Below are 20,435 nucleotides of genomic sequence, written 5' to 3' on the forward strand. Positions count from 1 at the left end.
CGCGTGTCCGGCCGGTCTCAGCGGAACGCGGCGACATTGCGCGCGGCCCAGTCCGCGAACGGCCGCGGGTCGCGGCCGAGCACCCGCTGAACGTCCGGGCTGACGCGCACCTCCGCCGGGTTCGGGGATCCGAGGATGTCCAGGGTGTCGTCGGCGAGCTCCGCCGGCATGCTCCGGGCCATGGCGGCCTTGGCCTCGTCCCGGCTGAGTTCGTGGAACCTCACCGGCGAGCCCAGCGCGGCGGCGATGGCCGCCGCCTGGCCGCGCGGAGTGATCACCTCAGGGCCGGTCAGCTCGTAGACACCGCCGTTGTGCCGGTCGTCCAGCAGGCAGGCCGCCGCGACCGCGGCGATGTCCGCCGGGTCGATGATCGGGACCCCGGTGTCGCCGAAGGGCGCGGCGACCTGCCGCTGCGTGCGGACGGACTCGGCCCACCACAGGGCGTTGGAAGCGAAGCCGCCCGGCCGCAGGATGGCCCACTCCAGACCGGACTCCCGCACGGTGTCCTCCAGCGCGCGCATCGCGATCCGGGTCGAGCCGAAGGGCCTGGTCACCACGCCCAGGGTGGAGAGCAGGACGACCCGGCGGACCCCGCTCGCCACGGCTTCGCCGATGATGTCGGCGGGGCTGGCGCCGGCGGCGTGCAGGTCGCCGGACAGCAGGAGGAACAGCGCCTCGGCCCCGGCCAGCGCGGGCCTGAGGCCGGCGGGCTCGGCCAGGTCGGCCGCCAGGTGGCGGACACCGTTCGGCACCGCAGCCGGGCGCCGCGACACCGCCGTCACCTCGCGGCCCGCCTCGGCCAGCGCCTGCGTCAGCGGCCGGCCGATGTTCCCGGTGGCTCCGGTCAGCACGATCATGATCAGCTCCTTGTCGGAGGTCCTTTGTGGCCTCTTCTGTGGCGTCACGCTAGGAGCATGGGCTAACTGTTGGTAAGGACATACCTTGAGGTAAGTTCATGACATGGTGGAAGGCGTGCAGCACAGAGAGGCCGAGGCCGCCGGGCGGTATGACGTGTTTCACACCGACTGCCCCGCGCGCGATGTGGTCGACCACGTGACCAGCAGGTGGGGCGTCTGGGTACTGATCTCCCTGCGCCGCAATGACCTCCGGTTCTACGAGCTGCGCGAGAGCATCCGGGGCATCAGCGAGAAGATGCTCGCCCAGACCCTCCGCGCGCTGGTCCAGGACGGCCTGGTCTGGCGGGAGGTCCAGCCCACGACACCACCCCAGGTCACCTACGGGCTGACCGACTTCGGCCGCGACGTCGGCGAGCCGCTGACCGACCTCTTCGACCGCATCACCCTGCGCCTGGCCCCACGAAGCCCGGAGTAACAGCCGGACCGGGCAACCCGGTGTGCCATCGAGTCATACGTCACCCGGGTGGGACGCCCACGGCGGCGCTGAACGACCCGGGAAAATTTTCCGCAGAAAATTTCGGGCTGCCTGTCTCGACTGCTTGCTGTCCGTCCGGCGGACGGCGGGTTCGGGCCCGGGGCTTGTGTCAGTGGTGTGTTGTTGAGTGGGTGTCATGACCGTTCACGACCTTGTTGTCTCCTTGCCCGCGCCGGATGAGCTGCGGGCCCGCTGCCGTTCGCTGGCGTTGCTCGATGCGATCGTCTCGGTGCCCTTCGCCGCCGATCACGTCTACGAGGTCGACTGGCGTCCGGGTGTGGATCTGGCCTTCATGGAGAACGGTTCCGGCGACCAGTACGCGGTCGTCTTCGACCCGGCCGGGGTGTTCCTCTACGGATTCGACCACGAGAGCGATGCCACCCCGTGGCGGGAGGAGGACCGGGCGCACTGGCCCGGTCTGCTCGACGGTCTGCCTGCCGCGCTCGCGCAGTACGCGGAGGCGCCCGAGTTCGTGTTCCTCGACTTCTTCGACGCGACGGTGTGCGCCTGGTTCGAGACCGGGTCCACGTCGTGGCAGTGCGGACCGGTCGAGTTCGCCGATGGTGAGACGGACGGCGCGGACTGGCTGTTCCGACTCCTCACCGAAGCCGACGGCGCCGGGGCGTTCGTGGGCTTCGCCGAGGACTACCACGAGTGTTCCGTCGACCGGGCGGCCGTGGAGGCCGTGTTGAAGGGTGTTCCGCTCGACCGCCGGACGGTCGCGGCGCTGTCGGCCACGGCGGACTTCGATGTCATCGCCACCCGGGCCCGCGCGCTGGGTTACCCGGTGGCCGACAGCTGACCGGTGCGGTGGTCGGGGAGCCGGCTGAGGAGCAGTGGCCGGTCAGCGGCGGCGCAGTGCGGGGTCGAGCAGGGCGGGCGGGGTGTCGTTCTTCTCGTGTGGGGCGAGGTCGAGGCCCGGGGCGACGATGGCGTCGATCGCGTCCAGGACGTCGGCTGGCAGCACGGTGTCGGCGGCGGCGAGCTGGGTGTGCAGGTGGTCCAGGGTGCGGGGGCCGATGAGGGCGCCGGTGACGGCGGGGTGCGCGGTCACGAAGCCGAGCGCGAGTTGGATCATCGTCAGTCCGGCGTCGTCGGCGACCTTCGCCAGCTGCTCGACCGCGTCGAGCCTGGTCCGGTTGACCGGGACGGTGGTGTCGAAGCGCCGCGGCATGAAGGTGGAGCGGTTGGTGGTGATCTCCCGGCCCTCGCGGATGGCGCCGGACAGCCAGCCGGAGGCGAGCGGGCTCCATGCCAGGACGCCGAGGCCGTACTCCTCGGCCACGGGGAGGACGTGGCTCTCGATCCCGCGTTGCAGGATCGAGTAGCTGGGCTGTTCGGTGGCGTAGCGGCTCAGGTGGTGCTCGCGGGCGGCCCACTGGGCCTGCACGATGCGGTGGGCGGGGAAGGTCGAGGAGCCGAAGTAGCGGATCTTTCCGGCGCGTTGCAGGTCGGTCAGGGCGGACAGGGTCTCTTCGTCGCTGGTGCGCGGGTCCCAGCGGTGGATCTGGTAGAGGTCGACGTGGTCGACGCCGAGGCGGCGCAGGCTGTGGTCCAGTGCGGCGGCCAGCCTGCGGCGTGAGCTGCCCCGGTGGTTGCGTTCCTCGCCCATGGGCAGGCCGGCCTTCGTGGCGAGCACGATGTCGTCGCGGCGTCCGGCGATGGCCCGGCCGACCATTTCCTCGGATTCGCCGCCGCTGTACACGTCGGCGGTGTCGATGAGGTTGATCCCGGCTTCGAGGGCGGCGTCGACGATCGCGGTGGCCTCGTCCTGGGTGGTGCGGCCGATCGTGCCGAAGTTCATCGCGCCGAGTGCGAGGGAGCTGACCTCTACGCCGGTGCGGCCCAGGGTGCGGTACTGCATGACGGTGTTCCTCCATGACGGATCGGTGAGTGGTGAGGGCGGGGTGGGGGGCTACTTGGACTCGACCCGTCCGAGCGGGTCGGGTCCGGCGGTGAGCAGCTCACGGGCCGTGTGCCAGGCGGGGTCCCCGGGGTGGAGGGCGGTGCGCAGGTAGGCCCAGGTGAGTCGTCGGACGGCGGCGACCCGCGCGGGGTTCTCGTCCGTGGTCTCGGCGACGTCGTAGCCGGAGATCCCGCCGAGGCCGTGCCCCGCGCCGTACAGCGTGAGCAGGGACTTGGGGCCGGGGGAGAGGAGGTACGGGTCGGTGTGCCAGGCCGGGCCGCTGACCGTCAGGTGGGGGGAGGGGTCGTCGTCCCCGGCGACGACGAGTGCGGGGGTCGTCATCCGCGAGAAGTCGGTGGTCAGGAAGAACGGGTAGTTCTCGGCGGCGGGGCGGGACAGGGCGTCGCCGCCCCGGCCCGGTGCGGCGAGCAGGACGCCCGCCTTGATCCGGGGTTCGGACAGGTCCACCTCCGTCCCGTCGTCGGGGTCGGTGAGCCGGGCGCCCAGCAGCAGGCTCGCGGTGTGCCCGCCCATCGAGTGCCCGGCGACGGCGATCCTGTCCGGGTCCAGGCGTCCGGGGAGCCCGGGGACGGCGGCCTCGATGGCGTCGAGCCGGTCGAGGACGCGTTTCATGTCCTCGACCCGCGACCGCCAGTACAGCGGTGCGCCGGGAGTGTCGGGGGCCAGGTCGAGCGTCCTCGAACTCAGGTGGGTGGGCTGGATGACGACGAAGCCGTGAGCGGCCCAGTGGTCGGCGAGCGGGGCGTAGCCGTTCAGTGAGGAGAGGTTGTTCGAGGGCCCCTGGCCGTGCGAGAGGAGGATGACGGGCAGGTCGCTCCCGGTCGCGGGGGTGGTCGCCGGGGCGGAGACCCGTACGTGCAGGTCGACGGCGCGGCCGGGTGCCGGCACGACCACCGGGCGGACGGAGAGGACGGGGGCGGGGGCGGGGACGGGACGGCCGGCGGGGGCGGGGGTGTGAGTCGGTGCAATGGTCATGGGGTGCTTTTCCTTCCCGTGCTCTGCTGCCGGTCTTGTCCGGCTGGCGGCAGGTCGCGGCAGATTGCGGCAGATGCGGCGGACGGGAGACGGACTGGAGACAGAGGGGAGGGCCCGTTTCGACTAAGCTCGAAGCGGAACCTTGTTCCACATACGATACGGAACGTCGTTCCGTTTAGTCAATGATCGCCCGGACGGAGAACGCGGTGTCCACGACAGGCCAGTCCCCCCAGGCGCCTGCCCGCAGCAAGCGGGCCGACGCCCTGCGCAACCAGCAGGCGCTCCTCGCCGCCGCGGCCGAGGTGTTCGTCACCTCCGGCATCGATGCGCCGATCCGCGAGATCGCGGCCAAGGCGGGGGTCGGCGTCGGGACGATCTACCGTCACTTCCCGGCCCGGGCGGACCTCGTCGTCGCCGTCTACCGCCACCAGGTCGAGGCCTGCGCCGAGGCGGGCCCGGCCCTGCTGGCCGACAGCGAGTCCCCCCTCGCGGCATTGCGCCAGTGGGTCGACCTCTTCGTCGACTTCCTGGTCACCAAGCACGGACTCGCCAACACCCTGCAAGCGGACAGCGGCTTCGACGCCCTGCACGCCTACTTCCTCGACCGCCTGGTGCCCGTCTGCTCGCAACTGCTCGATGCAGCGGTCGACTCCGGCGAGATCAAGCCCGGCACGCAGGCGTACGAGCTGATGCGCGGCGTCGGCAACCTCTGCATCGGGAGCGACAGCGACCCCCGTTACGACCCCCGCCGGCTGATCGCACTGCTGTTGCAGGGGCTCCAGCACCGGCCGCAGTCGCCCTGATCCGTGCCGCCGTGGCGGAGGAGTCCGGCGGCAGCCGTTGATCGGTGCCCGTACTACTGTCATGGTCGTGCTGTGGTCGGCGGTCGCCACCCACCCGGGCGGGCCGGTTCGGACGGCCCGGCTTCGGCGGTGGCGCGGTCCGGTTTTGGCGGCGGTGCGGTCGGGCCTCGGCGGTGGCGCGGTCGGGTCTCGGTGCGGCCGCGGGTTCTGAAGGGTGCTGATGCGGATGAGGATGACGTTCGGGCTGCTGGGCCCCCTGACGGTCGCCGTGGACTCCGAACCGCAGGCGCTGCCGAGGGCCACCGTCCTGCGGGGGCTGCTGGGGGCCCTGCTGCTGGCGGAGGGGGAGCGGCTGCCCGTCGGGCGGCTACTGGACCTCGTGTGGGCGGACCAGGCGGACCGGATCGGCCGGGGCGCGGTGCACACCGGGATGTCGCGATTGCGGTCCTGGCTCGGGCAGTTCGGGGACGAGGCGGTAGCGCTGGAGTCCGACGCGGAGGGGTACCGGCTGGTGACCGGGCCGGACGCGGTGGACCTCGGACGGTTCCGCGGGTTCCTCGCCGACGGTGCCCCGGCCGCCGCGGCGGCGCTGCGGCGCGGCCCGGTGCTGGCGGGGCTGGAGCGGGTGGACCGGGAGGATCCGCTGGTGCGGTCCGTGGAGGGCGAGGTGCGCGCCGCCGTCCTGGCGTTGGCCGAGGCGGCCCTGGCCGGGGGGAAGGTCGGAGCGACCAAAGGGACCGGGACGAGCAGGACGAGCGGAACAACCGGAACGGCCGGAACAACCGGAACGACGGGACCAGCCCGGGCCGCCGTACCCGCCGTGACGGCGTTCGTGGAGGACCATCCGTTCGACGAGCCCGTGCACGCGGTCCTGCTGGAACTGCTGGCGGCGGACGGCCGGGCGGCCGAGGCGTTGCGCCGCTTCCAGGCGCTGCGTCGCCGGCTGTCCGAGGAGCTCGGGATCGAGCCGGGCGAGCAGGTGCAGGAGGTCTTCCTGACACTGCTGGCGCGGGACCGTGAGGGCCCCCGTACGGACCCGGATCTCGACCGGTTCCGCGTACCCTCCCAACTCCCCCGAGACGTAACGGACTTCACCGGACGGGACGAGCAGGTGCGGCTCGTCCTGGACGCGCTGGCGGACGGCCGGGTGCCGGTGGTCGCCGGGATGGGCGGCATCGGCAAGACGGCGCTGGCCGTCCACGCCGCCCACCGGGCCGCTCCCGGCTACCCCGACGGCCGGCTGTACGCGGACCTGCGCGGGGCGGACGAGTCGCCCGCAGATCCGGCCCGTGTCCTGGCCGCCTTCCTGCGCGCCCTCGGCGCCGACCCCCGGGAGATCCCGGCCGCCCTGGACGAGCGCGCCGCGCTGTACCGCACCCTGCTCGCGGGCCGCCGTACGCTCGTCCTGCTCGACAACGCCGCCGACGAGCAGCAGATCGGCCCGCTCCTCCCCGGTACACCGGCTCACCCCGCCAGCCGTCCCGCCGATCGACGGGCCGACCTCCCCGCCGACCGCCCCGCCGATCGAGGGGCCGAACACCGCGCCGACTGCCCCGCCGACCACCCGCTCGACCGACAGCCCGACCGCCCGGCCGTCCTCGTCACCAGCCGCGCCCCGCTCACGGCCCTGCCCGGCGCCCGCCTCGTCGACCTCCACGAACTCGACGCCCCCGACGCGCTGACGCTACTGCGCCGTATCCTCGGGGACCGCCGCGTCGCCGCCGAACCAGTGGCTGCCGCCCGGATCGTCGAACTGTGCGGCGGCATGCCGCTGGCGGTCCGCATCGCCGGCGCCCGGTTGGCCGCCCGGCCGCGCTGGAGCCTGTCCCGGCTCGCCGACCTGCTGTGCGACGAACGGCGGCGCCTCGACGAACTGGAGGCCGGGAACCTGGCCGTACGGGCCGGCTTCGCCGTCGGGTACGCCCGACTGTCGGAGCCGACCCGCCGTACGTTCCGGCTGCTCGGCCTGCTCGACGCGCCCGACTTCGCCCCGTGGGCCGCGGCCGCGGTGGCCGGTGTCCCGCTGCGGCAGGCCGAACGGCAGCTGGAGGAGCTGATCGACGCCCAGCTCCTCCAGGAGACCGGCGCGGGGCCGTACCCGCGCTACCGCTTCCACGACCTGGTCCGGCTGTACGCGCGCGAGCACGCCGAGGCCGCCGACGAGCCGGCCGCGCGCACCGCCGCGCTCGAACGGGCCTTCGGCGCCTGGCTCTGGCTCGCCGAGCAGGCGGCCGACCAGGTGCCCGGGCCCTGCTTCGCGCCGATCCACGGCGCCGCGCCGCGCCACCCGCTGCCGTCCGCCGTCGCGGCGGTGCTGCTGGACGACCCGACGGCCTGGTTCGACGCCGAGCAGCCGGCCCTCAACGCGAGCGCCCGGCAGGCCGCCGCGTTGCGGATGGTGCCGCTGGCCTGGGACCTCGCCGCCTGCCAGGAGAAGTACTGCGACGTGCGCGGTCTGTACGACGACTGGCGCACCACGCACCTGGTCGCCCTCCAGGCCTGCCGCGCGGTCGGCGACGCCATGGGCACGGCCGTGCTCACCCGCGGTCTCATCGAGGTGACCACCTGGAGCACCCCCGCCGACAGCTCCCACCCGGCGGTCGACCCGACGGTCGACCTGGCGGACGGCGCCCAGACGATGGTCGCCCTGGAGGACCGCGCCCGGCACCTGCAACGCCTGTTCGAGCAGGTACGGGAGCCGCGCGGCACCGCCGACGCCCTCGTCCTCGTCGCCTGGAGCCTGGTCGCCCAGGGACGCGAACGGGATGCCCTGGACGCGGGCCACCGTGCCCTGGAGCTCGCCACCGCCCACGACCACCCCGGCGGCCAGGCCCGGGCGCACCAGATCATCGCCATCGCCCACGGGGAGACCGACCTCGGCCGCACGATCGAGCACCTGACCGAGACGCTGCGGCTGGCACGGCTGATCGGCAACACCCGCTTCGAGGCCACCGCGATCCAGTTCCTGGGAGCGGCCCACGGCCAGGCCGGCCAGGTGGAACGAGGAGCCGACCTGCTCACCCGCTCCCTCGCCATGGCCCGCTCCCTCGACGACCGCTACGTGGAGGCCTTCTCCCTGCTCTACCTGGCCACGCTGTACGCGGCCGCCGGCGACAGCCGCGCCCGCGAGACCGCCGAAGCCGCGCTGGCCATCGCCCGGCGCTTCGACCTCGGGCACCACCTCGCCCAGGCCCTCGGCATCCTCGGCGAACTGGACCTGGCGGCCGGCGAGCACGCCTCCGCCGTCGCCCACCTGGAGGAGTCGGTCCTGGTGTGGCGCGCCCGGGGCTGGCGCTCCTTCCTCGCCGGGGCGCTCCGCGCACTCGGCCGCGCCTACCAGGCGGCCGGGCTGCCCGAGTCGGCCGCCCGCGCGCTGGACGAGGCCTGTGCACTGAGCGACGTCCCCGCCGCCGGGGGCGACCCTGGGTCCCGTTCGGGTCCGGCGTCCCGTTCGGGCGACGCTCCGGCGTAGCGGAGAGAATTCCTCCGACGGTATTCATGACGGCCTGGCGGCGGCCATTTGACGGGTGCTCGGTACGACGTTCCGCCCGCCAGTACTCCAGCTGCATATCGTGATCTTGCCGGCAGGAGCCCCCGCGTCCATGAGGTCCTGTCAGTACCACAAGGTGAGACCGGCCGCGCCAACTCCCGTGCGTGCCGCGTGACGCAGCACCCGAAGCGGGCCGTCGATCAGCTCGTCGACGTCGTGGTTTGGGTCGTCCGCCATCTCGTCCAGCCACAGCCGTACCCGGGCAGCCACGTGGGCCCGACGCAGCGGGTGCAGGACGAGCGCCTGCTCGGCCGCGGGGAGCGCGGCACGTACCTGGGCGGCATCGAACAGGAGTTGTCCGCAGCAGCCCGGGAGTTGCAGCGTCGCGTCGAGGCCGAGCCCCCACATGAGCGCCGCCGCGCCGTCGCCCCTGGGTACGGCGGCGCAGAACAGGCCTTCGCCCTCTTGCTGCGGGACCGCGTGCAGCAGATGGTCCTGGAACTCATCCACCTCGGTCTCGTCGTTACGGACTCTGTCGACCGCGTCGGCAAAGCGCACGATTTCGTCGGTGCGCGACGGCTGCTCGGGGGTCCCTTCGAACAACCCTGAGGGCACGGACTGCTCGCGCCACCGGATCGTGTCGGCGGACGGCTCCGGCCACGCGCCGTGGGCTCCGGCAGCGTCGGGGAATCGGCGGCGCGCTTCCTCGACGACGTCGTCCGTTACGACGCCGACCACCCAGACCCCCATCACGCCCATCCGTGCTCCTTCACGTTGACGTCGCTCCGACCGACGATGGGAAAAGCCAGTGCCGTGACCAGGAAGGTTACTGTCGGAGGGCCTGGCGCTGGTAGTGGCTGCTGCGCGCACGGGCCTGATGTCGTCGGCGCCGGCGTGACCAGCTGAGTCGATGCGCCAGGCCGCGGGGGTGGGGTGCGGCGAATGCGGCGAAGAGGCGTTGGACCTCTCCGCAGGTCAGTGGGGCGAGCTCTGTGGCTGTGGCTGTGGCAGTGCGTTCGAGAGCGGCCGTGACCACCGGGAAGGCGTGGGCGAGCAGGGCCAGGGTGGTCCAGCGGTGCCAGGAGGTCCAGCGGCGGACCTGGTGCTCGTCAAGTCCGGTCAGGCCCTTGGCAGCCTGGAAGGTCTCCTCGACCGTCCAGCGGCGTCCCGCAACCTTGGCAAGCGTGCTCAGCGGGACCGGGCGGGGCGAGTAGCAGCGGTAGAAGGCGAGTTCGCTGGTGCGCCGGTCGCGTCGGATCAGCAGCCACCGGTAGCCGGGGCCGGCCGTCGGCGCGTCGATGTCGACTTGGGCCCGGTCGTAGAAGCGGTGGCCTTTGGCTCCCGGACCGGCGGACAGGCGCTGCATGCCGGCCATCAGGCCCTCGAATATCGCCTGCCAGCGGGCAGGGTCTACGCTGTGGCCCACGGCCACCGGCTGATCTTCGTTTGTCCACACAACTGACGATGATCAACGGTGGCCGTCTCCGTCTGCGGATCAGCCTCACTCAGAAGATCAAGATCTACAGCTGGAGTACCAGGCGAGGTGTTCGCGAATGACCTCCCCGAGCTGCCGAGGAATTCCGGGGGAGAACAGTGAATGCCCCATTCCGGGAATCGCCCGGAATCGGGACCGGGGGATCTCGCCCGCCAGGGCGCGGCCGTGCGCGAGTGGGCGCAGCGGGTCCTCGGTGCCGTGGACGACCAGTGTCGGGGCCGTGATCGAGGACAGCGGAGCCAGGCGGTCGTCAGTCATGTGACGTCCGGCCAGGTCGTGGTTGAGGGCCGAGGCGGGGTCGTCGGTCCGGTCGAAGGAGGCCTCCACGAACCGGCGGGCGGCGGGCTCGTCGAACGGAAGGGCATCCCCGTTGAGCACGCGCCACGTCTCCACGTTCGCCGCGACGTGTTCGTCGCGGGTCCCCGGCGAGAGGCCGGCGCGGTGTGCCAGGTGGGCCAGGAAACGCGCCGAGGGCGGCGGTAGGTCGCTGGGGTCGGGCGCCTGGCCGGCCATGGCGCGCGCCCATGCGGGGCCTGGGCTGTGACCCATCGGGCCGGTCATCATCGCGGTCAGGGACCGTACCCGGTCAGGGCGGTGCGCCGCCAGCCACTGGCCGATCGCGCCGCCGAGGGACGCTCCGACGACGTGCGCGGCGGACACCCCGTGGCCGTCGAGCACCGCCGTCGCGTCGGCGGCCAGGTCCGCCAGCGTGTAGGGGTGGGCGAGGAAGTCCACGCAGGTGGACCGGCCGGTGTCCCGGTGGTCGTAGCGGATGACCCGGTGACCGCCGGCGACCAGTACGTTCACCAGTTCGTCCGGCCATCCGATGCCGGGTGCGGCGGTGCCCATCACCAGCAGGACCGCAGGGTCGCTCGGATCGCCGACCTGTTCGGTCCACAGCCGTAATTCACCGGAATCGACAAATAATTCAGTGCGTGCAGTCACGGCCGCCAACATAGCGAACGGGTCGGCGATTTTCCATACCATTCCGCCGATATGACGTCCAGTCATTTCCATGGTAAAATAAGGACGATATCCTGGGTGCTTTCGCCCGGCCCGATCCCCCCGCCCGGTTCCGTTCCGCCAGGTCACCCGGCCGGGACGGGGCAGCCGAAACCCAGCCTGGCCCCGGCCGATCCGGCCGCACGCAGGGCCGCCCTGGCACGCGCCGCGCCGCTGCGGGTGGCTGCCTCACCCGCGCCGACGCCCACCACTCGCGCACCGAGGCCCGCGCACACCCGGCAGATGCCCGGTCGCGGCACGGGGTCGTGGCACTCGGCACACTCGGCGTACGGGGCTGCCGCAGGCCGAACGGCGGCCGGGTCAGGCGGCATCTTCCGCTCCAGGCGGTAGCGGAGTACCGCCGTCGCCGAGTGGAGGGGGACGGGCAGGCCCGGCAACAGCGCTCGGGCGAGGTCGGCCGGCGTGCTGTCGCGCTCCAGCCACTGGGCGACCAGGGGAGCCAGCTCCCGGGCTTCGGCCAGGCCGAGCCGCAGGCGCGGTTCCGGGCGGATCACCCGGAACAGCGTGGCCACCGCCTCGCGGATCCGGTCGTCCGGCACGGCGGGGGGCTGCCCGACGTCCTTTCCCTCCGGCCCTCCCGGCCCTCCCGGTCCTCCCGGTTCGGCGGGGTGCGCGGGGGCTTCGGGGCGCGGGGGGTGGGTGGGTTCTTCGTTTCGGTTCTTTGAAAGAGCGTCAGCGGGGCCGGCGCTCGTTTCACCGGCTCCCGGACGGGTGGTACCCGGCTCGCCCGACCTGCTTGATTGCGGGGTGTCGTAGACGTGGTTCTCGGTGACGATCCTGCCGTCCGGGGTGCGGATCTTCTCGGTGCGGTAGTACCCGGCCCGGGTCAGTTCCTTGAGGGCCTTGCGGATGGCGCCGCGCCCCTGGGGGCTGCTGTCCGCCATGTGTCGGCCGTCCTCGCGCCAGTCGTCCGGACGGGAGAGGAGATCGACCAGCAGACCGCGAGCGGTGTAGCTCAACCGCCGGTTCTGCAGGACGGCGTTGGGCAGAACGGTGAAATTGCGCATGTGGGCGCTACGATGAACACGCATCGGGGAGCTCTGACTCCTGTTGCCGGACCCCGGAGCGTTGGCGCGCTGCCGGGGTCAACTTTTCTGTTTGGTCACGGAACGTACCATGTCGCTCACCGGGCAACGGGCCCTTTCGTATTAAGCGGTTTTGATGACAATTCCCGTCGGAGGGAAGCGCAATCGAGCCCGAAATATCGGTGGCCCGATCGATGAACGGTCGGGATGATCCCCCTTGATCGTCTCGCGGTGGCCGTATGCGTCAGACGTCGTAGTACTCGCCGTCGTCGCCCTGAAGCCGCGCGTCCAGCACCTTCGCGACCTCGCGCATCGTTGCGATCACCGCGTCGCTCGGGCTCTTGGACACGATCCATCCGGCGCTCCACCACATCGGGTGCATCACGAGGCCGGGATCGGCGGCGATCACCGCTTCCCACTCCGCCGCGCTGACGTCCTGACCCTCTTCATCCCACCAGTTCTCACGGCGGGTGATGTGTACGTCGTAGCCCATGGCCAGCCAGAGTAAGCGGGTTGTCGGAGGCCTGGGGGATGATCTCGGGGTGCTTGTGATGAGAGGCGATGCGGTCAGGCCGACCAAGCGCCCGTCGAACCCGGTGATCAGCGCGAGGGTGGCCAACCTTCGGCAGGGCGGCTTCTTGCTCCTGGAGCGCGTCGAGGAGGAGCCCGGCGACTGGTACGTCCAGGTCCGGATGCGTGAGGACAACACGTTCCAGCTGGAACATCGGGACGGCGTGCCGGCCGAGCACTACCTGACGCGGACCGTCTCCCGCGACAGGGTGGTCGCCGCCATGGTCGGCTGGGCGGTGGGCGATCCCGGCTGGAGGGATTCCTTCATGTGGAACAACATCGGCTCGTGCTTCGAGCACCACGGCGCGCGTGACGACTGACGTGGTCGACCCCGGCCGGGAGGGCCGGGTGCGGGGGCCGGTCGGGCCTGGCTAAGCTCTCGATCATGTGGAATCGCCCTGCTGTTCTTCGGGGACAACGGCGGCAGTGACCAGTTCGCGTTCGTTCAGAAGCCTGAGCGGCCGGACGTGTTCGTCTGGGAGCACGAGAGCGACAGCCGCCGATGGGTGGCCAACGACCTGCGGGACTACCTGGGGCGTTCGCTGCGGACCGGCGGGGACGACTGGTACTGCTCCTAGCCGACTGCTGCCGACTGCTGCCGACCGCTGCCGACCGCTGCCGGTGGCGGCGGGGCTGTGGCTCCGGAGCCGTACCGGTCGGTGAGCGATCGGTAAGCGATCGGTAAGGCACCCCTTCCTAGGCTCGATCCCCACGGCGCAGGACAGGCGCACCCGGCCCGAGGCCCGGTTGATGTGCCCGTTCCACGCGCGCCCCGTCCTGGGGCTGCCGGTGGGGCTGCCGGTCGGGTCCGCGCAGGGGACGGACCCGGCTGGTGGCGCGCCGGGCGGGCGTTCCGGCTCGCGCCGACGGGGTGTGCGCCCCGCCGCCGGGCCTCAGCCGAGGGTGGCGTCGAGGAAGGCGTGCCAGGCGGCGTGGACGCGGGCGCCATGGATCTCGCTACCCTCCTCGCCGACCCCGCCGTTCCCGCCGTCGCCGTCCTCGGCGAGGAGGTCCAGCAGCAGGCCGCGCAGGACGGCGAGCACCACGGTGGGGTTCGCGCCGGTGCCGGCCAGGACGCGTCCGAGGGGCGGCAGCCACTCGTCCAGCGAGGCGGTGCCGAAGTCCAGCCAGGGCCCGGAGTGGCCGAAGGCGCGGACGTACCCCTCGAAGAACAGGCGCAGCGCGCCCCGGTGGTCGGGCTTGGTCAGCCACTCCCAGAGCAGTTCCAGGGTCTCGCGGGCGTCGCCGCCCTCCGCCTCGGAGCGCTCCAACAGGGCGAGCTGCTCGGCCCGTCCGGCCGCCAGGACCTCCCGGACCAACTGCTCCTTCGAGCCGAACAGGTAGAGCAGCACCCGTGGGCTGGAGCCGATCTCGGCGGCCAGCGGGCGCAGCGAGAGGTCGGACACGTTGTGCTCGGCGACGTAGCGGACGGTCGCGGCGAGGATCTCCTCGCGGCGCGGTGACGGGCGGGAGCGCGCATCGGCGGGGGTGGGGGCGGTCACGTGGTCTATCGTTCCACTGAAACGACTGTTTCAGTGGAAGTGTCCTCCTGGAAGGGATGCCACCATGGCCGCCACCGCACCCGTCACCGCGCCCGCACCCGGATTCGCGACCGTCCGCGAGGCCGTCCGCCCGGGGGACCTCGGCGCCGTCGCCGCCCTGCACGGTGTCCTCTACGCCCGTGAGTACGGCACGGACGAGACCATGGAGGCCTATGTCGCCGCCGGGATGGCCGAGTTGGTCCTCGCCCGGGCCCGCGAGGGCAGTGCGGCGCCCGGTCGTCTGTGGGTCGCCGAGCTCGACGGCCGCGTGGTCGGTGCCACCGGCCTCGTCCGGGCGGAGGAACGCCCGGGCTGGGGCCAGCTGAGGTGGGTGCTCCTCGACCCGGCCGCCCGCGGCCGGGGCCTGGGCGGCCGGCTGCTGGAGACCGCCCTGGACGAGGCCCGCGCCCGCTCGTACGAGGGCGTGCTGCTCTGGACCATCGCGGGCCTCGCCGCCGCCCACCACCTCTACGCGAAGGCCGGTTTCGAACTCACCGTCTCCCGTCCCGCCCGCAAGTTCGGCCTGGACACGGTCGAGCAGCGAATGGACCTGCGGCTCTGAGCTCGGTCTCCGACCTTCTCGGTCTCGGTGCTCGGCGACCCCGACCCGCAAGCTGACCCTCGCGCGGAGCGAGGCGTGCCAGGGCGGACCCGAGCCGCGAAGCGTCAGGGGAACGTCTACCCAACGTCATTCCCCGTGCTGCCCGCGCACGGGCAAGCTGAGGGTCGGACGAACAACGGGCAACGTCGAGCGGCCCCACGGTGGGCCGCGATCCCAGACACAGGGGGAACACACCCATGCTCAGACTCCGCGCAACCCGACGCACCCTCGCCCTCGCCGCCGGCGCTCTCGCGCTCGCCACCGGCGCCACCATCGCGACCAGCGGCACCGCGTTCGCGGCCAACGACAACTGGCAGAACTGGGCCGGGAACTGCTTCGGCTACACCCTCTTCAACGGCAACCAGGTGACCGGCTACGTCGTGTCGCACAACGGTGCCTGGTGCAACGTCAGCATCTACCAGAACGACACCAAGGGCAGCGGCACCAGCGGGTGGACCAGCAGCTGGACGACCGGTTCCACCAACACGCCCACCTGGTGGCACGGCTACGCCTCGGACGGCGGCGTCCTCACGGACTGGGTCTGCGTCCGGGACTACTACGCGGGCGCCACCACCTGCAGCGGGGTCTACAACTAGCAGTCCGGCAGGACCTCGCCGTCGTGCCTCCTCAGAGGGTGCTGTCGGCAGCACCCTCTGAGGGGTACGGCCCACCACGCGGATGCGATGATCCGACGAGCGGTAGACGTGGTGGGCAAACGGGGTGGCGGGGGAGAGCGCGGGATGGAACTGACGTCACGTGAGAAGCGCTGGCTGGCCGCGGCGGGCGTGGTCGGGCTCGGCATCGCGGCCTGTTACGCCTGGGGCGACCCCTACCCGCTGCCGTACGTCAGACGGGACGCCTCCGTCCTCGGCCGGATCGCGTTGGACGACCCCTCCGCCGGCAGGCCCGCCGTGCAGGCCGATGACCGCACCATCACACTCGACGTGTCCTGGAGCGGCTGCGACTACCGACCCGACCTCGTCGCCCGGGAGACGGCGGAGCAGGTGGCCCTCCTACTGAGGCGCCGCGACGCCTCCGGCCCCGGCATCGGCTGCGAGGACGGCGGCGCCGCCCGCCTGAGGACCGTCCTGCACCACCCGCTCGCCGACCGCGCCCTGATCGACGCCCTCACCGGACAGCCCGTCTTCCACACCCGCGAGCCCCAGGGCGGCGCCGGATCGGCCGGCTGATCGCGGCGGTCGACCCGGGTCGGTCATGGTGGGCTGAGACCGCGTTTGAGATCTGCCGTGTCCCGTTGCTGAGGCGGTCGTTGAGCTCACCGTGAGCGGTGCTGGGGGTGGGTATCCGTCGGACCTGACGGACGAGCAGTGGGCGCTGGTGGAGCCGTTGCTGCCGCCGGTGCGGGTAGGCCCGAAGGGTGGTCGGCGGGAGAAGCATCCGCGGCGGCAGATCGTCGACGCGATCTCCTATGTAGTGCGGACTGGGTGTGCTTGGCGGCAGCTGCCGAAGGACTTCGCCCCGTGGCCGACGGTGTACTGGTACTTCACGTGGTGGCACGACGACGGCACGGTTGAGCGCATCCATGACGTCCTGCGCGGCATGGTCCGTGAAGCCGACGGCCGCGACGCGGAGCCGAGTGCGGGCTTGATCGACTCGCAGTCTGTCCGCAGTACAGACACCGTCCCCGCTGCCACCAGGGGCTTCGATGCGGGCAAGAAGGTGAAGGGCCGCAAGAGGTTCATCGTCACCGACAGCCTCGGCCTGCTCCTGGCCGTCCACGTCGTCGCGGCGAGCATTCAGGACCGCGACGGCGCGAAGCGACCGCTGCTGTGGACTCGCCTCGACCACCCCGGCGTCCAGAAGATCTGGGCCGACCAGGGCTTCGCCGGTCGCCTTGTCGACTGGGCAGCTCAGATCCTCGGCCGCGACCTGGAGATCGTTCGCAAGGACCCTGACCAGCGCGGCTTCCAGGTCCAGCCGAAACGATGGGCGGTAGAGCGCACCTTCTCGTGGCTCACCGCCCACCGACGCCTCGCCCGGGACTACGAGACCAGCCCGGCCCATTCAGAGACCATGATTCGCTGGGCCATGATCGGCATCATGGTCCGCCGGCTCACACGCAGAGGACCGTCGTCACGGCCTGGCCCCAGGCCGCTCACCCGTATCTCTGCGAGCTGACCGGACGCGCCGACTCACGGCGGACCTTTCAGTTCGCAGCGTCCCCGAGAAGCTTGGCCTCCACCGCAAGCAGGTCAGCCTCACTGAGTAGCGGAGCAGTCCAGTCGTTGCTCCGGGCGTGCGCGATGAACTGCGGGTCGAGCGCCACGTGATGACGCTCGACATAGTGGGCCAGGTCCGAGTACCAGAGCCAGTGTCCGTCTGTCAGCAGGTGCAACCCGCCGATCACGGCATAGTCGGGGCTCAGAACGTCGTGCACGAGCGTAGTCGTGGCGGCCAGGACCGTACCGGCACGCAGGTACTCGACCAACTCGCGAGCGTTTGCCGACTCCTGGGCCCGAACGGCAGACCGGAGCGACGGCCCGTCCGGCCTGCCGTGCCCGAGCTCCCTGAACTCACCGACGAAAGGGAACATCTCATCGATCACCTGCAGAAGGTAGAGCACGTAGACGCCACGATCGACTGAGATCTCAAACGCGGTCCGAGTACGTCCCCTGCCGCCGACGAGGCCCCGCGTGGCCGACGACTCGTTGACCGGCTGGACGGCGGTGAAGTCGACCGCCTTGTGGAGCTTGAACTTGAGGTGCAAGTTGAGGGTACGCTGACTGGCCCAGCAGAGGCGGTCTGGAAGGGGGAGAGATGAAAACATTCGTAAGTGCTGGCAGGGTGGCGGAATTGCTGATGAAATTCCGATGCGATGATCCATTGGAGGACGTAGGGCGGCTGAATGCAGCACTCGCCATCGATTCTGAGGCACTTATCGGGGTCACCTTTCCGCCAGTCCGCGAGCTGCTTGATATTTATAGCTACCGATACTCTGTGGATGAAATTCGGGACTCCTATAGGGGGTGGGACGGGTTCCTCTTGGTCCTTGGTGGCCGGGATTCTCCTGTCGGGATGGCGCCAGTGAAAGTCGGCGAGCTCGCGGCAATCGTGCTATTTGACGAAGAAGTTAAAGAAGCCTTGGCTGCGTTGATCGGAACGTCTGGCTGACCGAATTTCTGTCATCATTTATCCCCCTTCCGGTCGGTGAATATCGACCGGAAGGGGGATGCTATTCGGCCGCGCGGCCCGCTCGCGTGACGTGGATCCTCAACTTGGATGGCCTGCAATGTCGGCAGCTCTGTCATGGTGCCCTCTTGTCCTTGATTCTTGACTATAGGCTGAAGCGGCGCCTGGTGATGCATGTTGGACACATTTGTAATCCAACCGAAAGTCATGCCACGATATTTTTCAGTGATGATGGAAATTCCTAAGAGGCTTCGCCAGGTGGATCCGGGCGGGGTCTCTTTGGGTTCGTGACGGTAGTAGTTGACGGTAATGCCAGCGGATGGATGCTGCACGAAGCGGCGGGCCGTCGCCGTCGTCGGGCTGGCGGTCTCTGTGGGATCGCAGGGGGCTTGGTCGAGGGCGCCGGACTTGGTGGAGTAGACGGCGACCGCGTGATCGGTCAGTTCGGCTTCGGCGCCGAGGGCGGGGATCTCGCGCACGTCCAGCTGTTCGCCCCAGGCGAGTTCGCGTTCCCTGACCGCGTTCGAGACGGCGTTGACCCGGCGGCGGCCCGAATGGCGTTATGAGCGTGGGGGCGGGGCGGGGACCGGTACGGCAGTCCGGGCCGTCGAGGCGGATCACGGCGTGGATGTGGACCGGCTCGCGTTTCTGGCACTTGGTGACCTTGGCTGAGAAGAGCCGCAAAACCGTGCGGGCTGCCTTCTGGGTCAGGCCGAGCCGGGCGGCGATCTCACGGTGCAGGTAGGGCAGTTGTGTACGGGGTTGATCGGTTCTTCGGCGGCCGGTTGTCAGTGGGCGTGGTTAGGGTGGCGGGCATGAGTCTCGCAGCAGTGATGATCACGGTGGATTGTGCGGAGCCGAAGGAGCTGGCCCAGTGGTGGGCCGTGGCGGTGGGAGGCGAAATCGCTGAGGATCACGGTGACTTCGTCATCGTCAGCGCGCAGCCGTTGGCGCTGGGGTTCCAGCGGGTGGCCGAGGAGCGGCGGGGCAAGAACCGGGTGCACATCGACTTCGGTGTCGCGTCCGGTACGAGCCTGGCGGAGGAGGTGGAGCGGCTGGTGGCGCTGGGGGCGAGTGTCGTGGGCGAGCACAGCGTTCCGGGTCTCACCTGGAAGGTGATGCAGGATCCGGCCGGCAACGAGTTCTGCATCCACTGAGAAGTGGTTCGACCGGGCCGGTCGCAGCCACGTGTTTGGTGGCTGTGACCGGCCCGGCGTTGTCGTCTGTGGTGTGTCTGTCGTGGTTATTTGTGTTCGGGCTCCTGGGCTGGGAGGGTGTCCGCCATGAAGATCACGATCACCGTGGAGGATCCGACCCCCGAGGTGCTGGAGCAGTTGCTCGCCCTCGCGGCCGTGCCGGCTGCCGTCGTGACCGCGGTGCCGGACGAGCGGTGGACGCCGGAGCGGGCCCGGACGTATTACGAGCGGCTGCCGCCCCGGGCGCAGCAGATCCTGCTGCAGGTCGTGGAGGGCGGCGGGGAGTGCGGCTCGGAGCAGTTGCGGGCGGAGGGGCGGAGCCTGCGGGGGTCCACCGGTGCGTTCCGGCGGGTGCTCTCCGAGGGGAAGCGGACCGGGGTGTGGCCGGACGCCCTGCCGCTGCCGCTGGTGTCCCACCTCGTCGGAGGGCAGCTCAAGAAGATCGAGATGCCGGGCTGCGGTACCGAGCAGTACGCGCTCCCGGCCTTCGTGGCGGGGCTGCGGGAGGCCGCGGGTCGCGAGGGCTGAACAAGTCGGATGCGGATCAGTGGTGTTGGGGTGGTCGGGTCTGCTCCCGTCCACGGCTACTGTTCGTGTGCGATGGGGGTGCGGGGAGGGGAAATCGTCAACTGTCAGTCACCGGGGAACGGTGTGGTTGCGACCGCGGATTCCGGCGGAAACACTGGAACCACGGGATGCTGATGAGCGAGGCGTCCTCGTCCGTACGGATGAGGTGAGCGACCGTGACGGCCGGAGTGGGCAGTGGCCACACGTACGCGGTGCGGCTGATCGTCGAGTACGAGGGGACGAGCCTGCGTCTCGTCTCCCGGCAGCGGGTGGAGATGACCTCGCCGCCGGGAGACCGACTGGCGGGGCCGGGGGAGGCGCAGGGTTTCTGGGTCGAAGTCCGCGACAGAGAGTCGAACGTCCTGTACCGGCGCGTCCTGAACGATCCCGTGCAGCATGACGCCGAGGTGTTCTCCGCGGATCCCGGGCAGTCGGTCGCCCGGGTTCCGGTGGCGACGCCCAAGGGTGCCTTCGCCGTCCTGGTGCCCGACATCGAGGCCGCGGACTATGTCGCGCTCGTGAGCAGTCCGCTCGGCGCAGGTACGTCGGCGGCGCGTGCTCCCGCCGTCGACGTGGCCCGTTTCGCCCTCCGTGGCGGGCCGGACGACGGCCCGGACGACGGGTCGGACGACGGCCCGGACCACGGGTCGGGAGCGGGCGAGGGCGAGAGGAGGCGCTGA

General features: G+C 71.0%; 24 protein-coding genes and 2 pseudogenes. 14 read left to right on the top strand and 12 right to left on the bottom strand.

Annotated features, from left to right (window positions below):
- Positions 1-17 precede the first annotated feature (17 nt).
- Positions 18-857: an SDR family oxidoreductase gene (locus ACFQ6N_RS00580; RefSeq protein WP_380646142.1), complete on the bottom strand. Its 840-nt coding sequence runs from the start codon at positions 855-857 to the stop codon at positions 18-20.
- Positions 858-960: 103 nt separating this feature from the next.
- On the opposite strand from ACFQ6N_RS00580, the gene ACFQ6N_RS00585 reads away from it, so the two are divergent.
- Together ACFQ6N_RS00585 and ACFQ6N_RS00590 are read left to right on the top strand one after the other, a co-directional pair.
- Complete coding sequence (locus tag ACFQ6N_RS00585; protein WP_380645920.1) at positions 961-1,332, top strand: winged helix-turn-helix transcriptional regulator; 372 nt, start codon at positions 961-963, stop codon at positions 1,330-1,332.
- Positions 1,333-1,528: 196 nt separating this feature from the next.
- Entirely contained in the window at positions 1,529-2,194 is a 666-nt protein-coding gene (locus ACFQ6N_RS00590) for a hypothetical protein (protein WP_380645921.1), read from the top strand.
- 42 nt (positions 2,195-2,236) lie between these two features.
- Here the strand turns inward: ACFQ6N_RS00590 and ACFQ6N_RS00595 are convergent, their stop codons facing one another.
- Positions 2,237-3,256, bottom strand: coding sequence for an aldo/keto reductase (locus ACFQ6N_RS00595; RefSeq protein ID WP_380645922.1), 1,020 nt, complete (start codon positions 3,254-3,256; stop codon positions 2,237-2,239).
- Positions 3,257-3,307: 51 nt separating this feature from the next.
- Positions 3,308-4,294 carry an alpha/beta hydrolase family protein gene (locus ACFQ6N_RS00600; protein WP_380645923.1) on the bottom strand — a complete coding sequence of 329 codons (987 nt, stop codon included), beginning with the start codon at positions 4,292-4,294 and terminating at the stop codon, positions 3,308-3,310.
- Positions 4,295-4,476: 182 nt separating this feature from the next.
- Here ACFQ6N_RS00600 and ACFQ6N_RS00605 point away from each other — a divergent pair, with 182 nt between their 5' ends.
- Positions 4,477-5,097 (top strand): TetR/AcrR family transcriptional regulator, encoded by a 621-nt coding sequence (locus ACFQ6N_RS00605; protein ID WP_380645924.1) that lies wholly within the window; start codon positions 4,477-4,479, stop codon positions 5,095-5,097.
- A gap of 226 nt (positions 5,098-5,323) precedes the next feature.
- Complete coding sequence (locus ACFQ6N_RS00610) at positions 5,324-8,569, top strand: BTAD domain-containing putative transcriptional regulator (RefSeq protein WP_380645925.1); 3,246 nt, start codon at positions 5,324-5,326, stop codon at positions 8,567-8,569.
- A gap of 141 nt (positions 8,570-8,710) precedes the next feature.
- Here the strand turns inward: ACFQ6N_RS00610 and ACFQ6N_RS00615 are convergent, their stop codons facing one another.
- The 5 genes and pseudogenes from ACFQ6N_RS00615 to ACFQ6N_RS00635 form a co-directional block, all read right to left on the bottom strand.
- Positions 8,711-9,346, bottom strand: a complete 636-nt coding sequence (locus ACFQ6N_RS00615; protein ID WP_380645926.1) for a hypothetical protein — start codon at positions 9,344-9,346, stop codon at positions 8,711-8,713.
- Between the two features lie 67 nt (positions 9,347-9,413).
- Positions 9,414-9,950 (bottom strand): annotated as a pseudogene (locus tag ACFQ6N_RS00620) (IS701 family transposase); the annotation flags it as partial.
- A gap of 150 nt (positions 9,951-10,100) precedes the next feature.
- Positions 10,101-11,027, bottom strand: a complete 927-nt coding sequence (locus tag ACFQ6N_RS00625) for an alpha/beta fold hydrolase (RefSeq protein WP_380645927.1) — start codon at positions 11,025-11,027, stop codon at positions 10,101-10,103.
- 143 nt (positions 11,028-11,170) lie between these two features.
- Positions 11,171-12,136 carry a hypothetical protein gene (locus ACFQ6N_RS00630; RefSeq protein WP_380645928.1) on the bottom strand — a complete coding sequence of 322 codons (966 nt, stop codon included), beginning with the start codon at positions 12,134-12,136 and terminating at the stop codon, positions 11,171-11,173.
- Between the two features lie 238 nt (positions 12,137-12,374).
- Positions 12,375-12,623: a hypothetical protein gene (locus ACFQ6N_RS00635; RefSeq protein ID WP_380645930.1), complete on the bottom strand. Its 249-nt coding sequence runs from the start codon at positions 12,621-12,623 to the stop codon at positions 12,375-12,377.
- Here ACFQ6N_RS00635 and ACFQ6N_RS00640 point away from each other — a divergent pair.
- Together ACFQ6N_RS00640 and ACFQ6N_RS00645 are read left to right on the top strand one after the other, a co-directional pair.
- Positions 12,622-13,020, top strand: coding sequence for a hypothetical protein (locus tag ACFQ6N_RS00640; RefSeq protein WP_380645931.1), 399 nt, complete (start codon positions 12,622-12,624; stop codon positions 13,018-13,020). The genes ACFQ6N_RS00635 and ACFQ6N_RS00640 overlap by 2 nt on opposite strands.
- Before the next feature lie 81 nt (positions 13,021-13,101).
- Complete coding sequence (locus ACFQ6N_RS00645) at positions 13,102-13,278, top strand: SMI1/KNR4 family protein (RefSeq protein ID WP_380646143.1); 177 nt, start codon at positions 13,102-13,104, stop codon at positions 13,276-13,278.
- 315 nt (positions 13,279-13,593) lie between these two features.
- On the opposite strand, the gene ACFQ6N_RS00650 is transcribed toward ACFQ6N_RS00645, so the two are convergent.
- Positions 13,594-14,202: a TetR/AcrR family transcriptional regulator gene (locus ACFQ6N_RS00650; protein ID WP_380645932.1), complete on the bottom strand. Its 609-nt coding sequence runs from the start codon at positions 14,200-14,202 to the stop codon at positions 13,594-13,596.
- A gap of 64 nt (positions 14,203-14,266) precedes the next feature.
- Here ACFQ6N_RS00650 and ACFQ6N_RS00655 point away from each other — a divergent pair, with 64 nt between their 5' ends.
- The 4 genes from ACFQ6N_RS00655 (at position 14,267) to ACFQ6N_RS00670 (ending at position 16,981) form a co-directional block, all read left to right on the top strand.
- Positions 14,267-14,803: a GNAT family N-acetyltransferase gene (locus ACFQ6N_RS00655; protein WP_380645933.1), complete on the top strand. Its 537-nt coding sequence runs from the start codon at positions 14,267-14,269 to the stop codon at positions 14,801-14,803.
- A 236-nt stretch (positions 14,804-15,039) separates the two neighbouring features.
- Positions 15,040-15,438, top strand: coding sequence for a hypothetical protein (locus tag ACFQ6N_RS00660; protein WP_380645934.1), 399 nt, complete (start codon positions 15,040-15,042; stop codon positions 15,436-15,438).
- Between the two features lie 144 nt (positions 15,439-15,582).
- The gene (locus ACFQ6N_RS00665; RefSeq protein WP_380645935.1) at positions 15,583-16,032 is read left to right on the top strand and encodes a hypothetical protein; all 450 of its coding nucleotides are present in this window, start codon (positions 15,583-15,585) and stop codon (positions 16,030-16,032) included.
- 91 nt (positions 16,033-16,123) lie between these two features.
- Entirely contained in the window at positions 16,124-16,981 is an 858-nt protein-coding gene (locus ACFQ6N_RS00670; protein WP_380645936.1) for an IS5 family transposase, read from the top strand.
- 28 nt (positions 16,982-17,009) lie between these two features.
- On the opposite strand, the gene ACFQ6N_RS00675 is transcribed toward ACFQ6N_RS00670, so the two are convergent.
- Complete coding sequence (locus tag ACFQ6N_RS00675; protein ID WP_380645937.1) at positions 17,010-17,570, bottom strand: hypothetical protein; 561 nt, start codon at positions 17,568-17,570, stop codon at positions 17,010-17,012.
- Positions 17,571-17,620: 50 nt separating this feature from the next.
- Here ACFQ6N_RS00675 and ACFQ6N_RS00680 point away from each other — a divergent pair, with 50 nt between their 5' ends.
- Positions 17,621-17,974, top strand: a complete 354-nt coding sequence (locus tag ACFQ6N_RS00680) for a hypothetical protein (RefSeq protein ID WP_380645938.1) — start codon at positions 17,621-17,623, stop codon at positions 17,972-17,974.
- Between the two features lie 14 nt (positions 17,975-17,988).
- On the opposite strand, the gene ACFQ6N_RS00685 is transcribed toward ACFQ6N_RS00680, so the two are convergent.
- Positions 17,989-18,471 (bottom strand): hypothetical protein, encoded by a 483-nt coding sequence (locus ACFQ6N_RS00685; protein WP_380646151.1) that lies wholly within the window; start codon positions 18,469-18,471, stop codon positions 17,989-17,991.
- Between the two features lie 136 nt (positions 18,472-18,607).
- Positions 18,608-18,676, bottom strand: a pseudogene (locus ACFQ6N_RS00690) (hypothetical protein); the annotation flags it as partial.
- A 131-nt stretch (positions 18,677-18,807) separates the two neighbouring features.
- On the opposite strand from ACFQ6N_RS00690, the gene ACFQ6N_RS00695 reads away from it, so the two are divergent.
- The 3 genes from ACFQ6N_RS00695 to ACFQ6N_RS00705 all read left to right on the top strand — a co-directional run bounded on the left by ACFQ6N_RS00695 (position 18,808) and on the right by ACFQ6N_RS00705 (position 20,435).
- Positions 18,808-19,149, top strand: coding sequence for a VOC family protein (locus ACFQ6N_RS00695; RefSeq protein ID WP_380645939.1), 342 nt, complete (start codon positions 18,808-18,810; stop codon positions 19,147-19,149).
- Between the two features lie 126 nt (positions 19,150-19,275).
- The gene (locus tag ACFQ6N_RS00700) at positions 19,276-19,716 is read left to right on the top strand and encodes a hypothetical protein (RefSeq protein ID WP_380645940.1); all 441 of its coding nucleotides are present in this window, start codon (positions 19,276-19,278) and stop codon (positions 19,714-19,716) included.
- Between the two features lie 215 nt (positions 19,717-19,931).
- Positions 19,932-20,435 carry a hypothetical protein gene (locus tag ACFQ6N_RS00705; protein WP_380645941.1) on the top strand — a complete coding sequence of 168 codons (504 nt, stop codon included), beginning with the start codon at positions 19,932-19,934 and terminating at the stop codon, positions 20,433-20,435.

The sequence above is a fragment of the Kitasatospora sp. NPDC056446 genome (assembly GCF_042796115.1).
Taxonomy (GTDB): domain Bacteria; phylum Actinomycetota; class Actinomycetes; order Streptomycetales; family Streptomycetaceae; genus Kitasatospora.